Below are 2,769 nucleotides of genomic sequence, written 5' to 3'. Positions count from 1 at the left end.
TGAGGGAATCTGAGGTCGGTCACGCGCATGTACACGATCATCACCGACGCCAGCGGTGACGATCACGACGCGGGTATATTGCATGAAGGCGACGAGCCGCATATCCGCCCCGAAGGAGCCGGACATCAGCGTCATCACCGTGGCGGCACCCGGAAAGGCGCCCCAGATCGCCGTCGTTCCCGGCAGCACCCGGAACCGCGCCAGAAGCCAGCCAAGCGCGACGGCGGCAATGACCACGGACAGCACCCCGGCGGCGAAAATCGCCCAGTCATGGCCGATCTCCTGCACCACCGGCCATGTCATGGTCCGCGCGATCAGCAGCCCGACGAGGCCCTGGGCCAGGCTGAAGGGCGCGCGCGGCACGGCGATGCGAAAACCGAAAAAGGAGAAGGCAATGGCCGAGAGCATCGGCCCGAGCAGCAGAGCGGCCGGAAGGCCGGCAAGGGAAAGCAGCACGACAAGGGCGGCGGAGGCGGCGATCAGCCCGGGCCAGAGCCAGGGGGCCGCCCGGCGCGCCTTTCCGGAAGAGGCCTCAGCCTCGGGGCGTTCCCCCTCCGGTTCGCCTGCCGATGTCATGCAATTCTCTGCCTTTTCCGCTGCGTCGCCCTCTTCTACACACAAGGATGCGATCCGCCAAGGCAGGCCGCCCGGCGCATCGCATCATCGCGCGCCGGGCGCGATGCTCACATCGCGCAGCCCTTGCGGCGCATGGCGATGTCGATCGCGTTGACCTTGCCCTTGGCATAGGCGATCGCGTTTTCCTGGTTGCCCGCGCCCTCGGCCGCCACCGCGCCCAGATTTGCGCCCATCACCCGGAAATCGCCGACGATTTCCTCGTCCTGCAGGCGCGAGAGTTCTTCCAGCCTGTCCTTTTCCGAGACCATCAGCGAAGCGAGCTGCGCGCAGCTCGCGCCCTCGTATTCGCCCGGCGAGACGGGCATGGCGCCGATCGTTTCGGAGCGCTGGGTGCAGCCGGCGGCAAGTACGGCGAGAGCGAGAATGGGGGCAGTCATGCGCATGAAGGTCACCTCTGTCGGAAAAGAGAAATCGATCGGTCAAAACGCCGCGCAAACCACACCGGTTCCCGCAGCGCCTCATCACCATAGGCTAAATAGGCCCGGCGCTCGCGGAAGAAAGCGGCGGAACCGCGTTTTTTTAGGTGGGAAGGGAGCGATCAGCCAGAATGTCCGGATCAATCACGGCGCGGCCGTTCGTCAGGTCGCGCAGTAATTCGGCGAGCGGCACGAGCCTCTTGTCGGGGACAACGAGGCGGAACACCGCGCCGTTTGCGTCAAAATCCCGCGCGGCCGTGACGATGTCTTCGAAGGCCTCGAGCCGCGACTCGACCAGCGCCAGATCGGTGAAGGCGATCGCGACGGCGAGCGCGGTGGTCGGGATGATCTCTTCCTTTTCCGCCTCGCGCAGGCATTCCGCGGCGCTGCCGCCATAGGCGCGCGCCAACCCGCCCGTGCCGAGCTTCACGCCGCCGAACCAGCGCGATACGACGACGACGACATTGTCGAGTTCCTGCCCCTCGATTGCCTGCAGGATCGGCCTGCCGGCGGTCCCGCCCGGCTCCCCGTCATCGGAGAAACGATAGTCGGCGCCAATCCGCCAGGCCCAGCAATTGTGGCTGGCGTCGGCGAAGGCATTCTCCGCGATGAAGGCCCTGGCCGATGCCTCGTCGGCAATCGGCGCGGCAATGGTCGCAAACCGGCTCTTCTTGATTTCGCGCTCGGCTGTCGCGGGTCGGGTGAGCTTGAACATGGCATTCTGCGTGGTGAAACGGTCAGCCGTTTGAACGCCACGGACGCGCCCGAGTCAAGATTGCGCGCGGCGCGCCATGATCCGCCCGGTCGCAAAGGTGCTGAGGCAGCCGGTCAGGCCGGTCGCGAACGTGCCCCAGGCCATGTCCACGCCGACAACGGCCCAGGACCAGTCCTTCAGCGTTGCCATGTTGGTCAGGTCATAGGTGCCGTAGGCGATGAAGCCGAACGCCGCGCCATTGACGAGGCTCTTGCGCCAGGAGCGCGCTTTCACGCCGGGATAAACAACAAAATAATATATGCCGATCAAGTACATGAAGTAGAAACTTAAACCGGCGGTCCAATTCGGAGAAGGCAGCAGCAACTGGCCGATATGCGCCTCGTAGAAGCTGAAAGCGACCGTGCCGAGCCAGATGAAGTCGAGAACCGAGAAACAGGCGGCCATGACGGCGAAGGCAATCAGGTAGCGGGTCATCGACGCCTCCTCAGATCCCGAGAAACGGCTGGACGACGCGCATCATCCGGCTTTTGAATTTCAGGGGCGCGTCTGTCACGATCAGACAGATGCATTCGCCATCCGGCGTCACCACCGGCTCGTGCACCGTCTCCTCGTCCTCCTCGTCGAAGTCGCCGGGCCCGAAAGCCTCGCCATCGCAGCGATAGCAGCCCTTCAGGATCAGCGTCAGCTCGCGGCCGCCATGGCCGTGTTCAGGCAGGGGCCGGCCGGGCCCGACGCGCAGCAGGCGCACATTGATATCGCCGTCGACGGGCACCTGGTATTGCGCCGCCCCAATGCCGAGGCGGCGCCATTCGACCGCCTCCAGCGAGCCGCCGATGCACAGGCCATCCTCCAGCACAGTACCGTCGCCAGCATGCCGCAAGCAGCCTGAGGGCGCGCTGACCCATACTGCACTCCTGTAGGCGCCGATGAACGCCAGGTTCGCCACTGCGCTCGCTGCCGACGTTGTTCCCCTGGCGACTCGCGCGTTTGGCCCTGGGTTGT

General features: G+C 65.4%; 5 protein-coding genes. All 5 read right to left on the bottom strand.

Annotated elements, in window-relative coordinates; all coding sequences use genetic code 11:
* The coding region (locus tag AC5DC2_RS22460) for an AbrB family transcriptional regulator (RefSeq protein ID WP_491700094.1) at window positions 1-576 on the bottom strand (576 nt) is incomplete at its 3' end.
* A 107-nt stretch (window positions 577-683) separates the two neighbouring features.
* Entirely contained in the window at window positions 684-1,019 is a 336-nt protein-coding gene (locus tag AC5DC2_RS22455) for a hypothetical protein (RefSeq protein WP_024709902.1), read from the bottom strand.
* Window positions 1,020-1,155: 136 nt separating this feature from the next.
* On the bottom strand, window positions 1,156-1,767 hold the full coding sequence (locus tag AC5DC2_RS22450) for an IMPACT family protein (protein ID WP_491700093.1): 612 nt from the start codon (window positions 1,765-1,767) through the stop codon (window positions 1,156-1,158).
* A 54-nt stretch (window positions 1,768-1,821) separates the two neighbouring features.
* Window positions 1,822-2,241 carry a DUF2177 family protein gene (locus AC5DC2_RS22445; RefSeq protein ID WP_491700092.1) on the bottom strand — a complete coding sequence of 140 codons (420 nt, stop codon included), beginning with the start codon at window positions 2,239-2,241 and terminating at the stop codon, window positions 1,822-1,824.
* 10 nt (window positions 2,242-2,251) lie between these two features.
* Window positions 2,252-2,769 (bottom strand): cupin domain-containing protein (locus AC5DC2_RS22440; protein WP_491700091.1); only part of this gene is annotated, 518 nt, incomplete at its 5' end.

The organism is Martelella sp. (assembly GCF_984369615.1).
This window is presented reverse-complemented; position numbering and strand designations above follow the sequence as displayed.

Coding starts and splice junctions, on each gene's coding strand:
- AC5DC2_RS22455 (WP_024709902.1), bottom strand. CDS start 1,019: ATGCGCATGACTGCCCCCATTCTCGCTCTCGCCGTACTTGCCGCCGGC.
- AC5DC2_RS22445 (WP_491700092.1), bottom strand. CDS start 2,241: ATGACCCGCTACCTGATTGCCTTCGCCGTCATGGCCGCCTGTTTCTCG.
- AC5DC2_RS22450 (WP_491700093.1), bottom strand. CDS start 1,767: ATGTTCAAGCTCACCCGACCCGCGACAGCCGAGCGCGAAATCAAGAAG.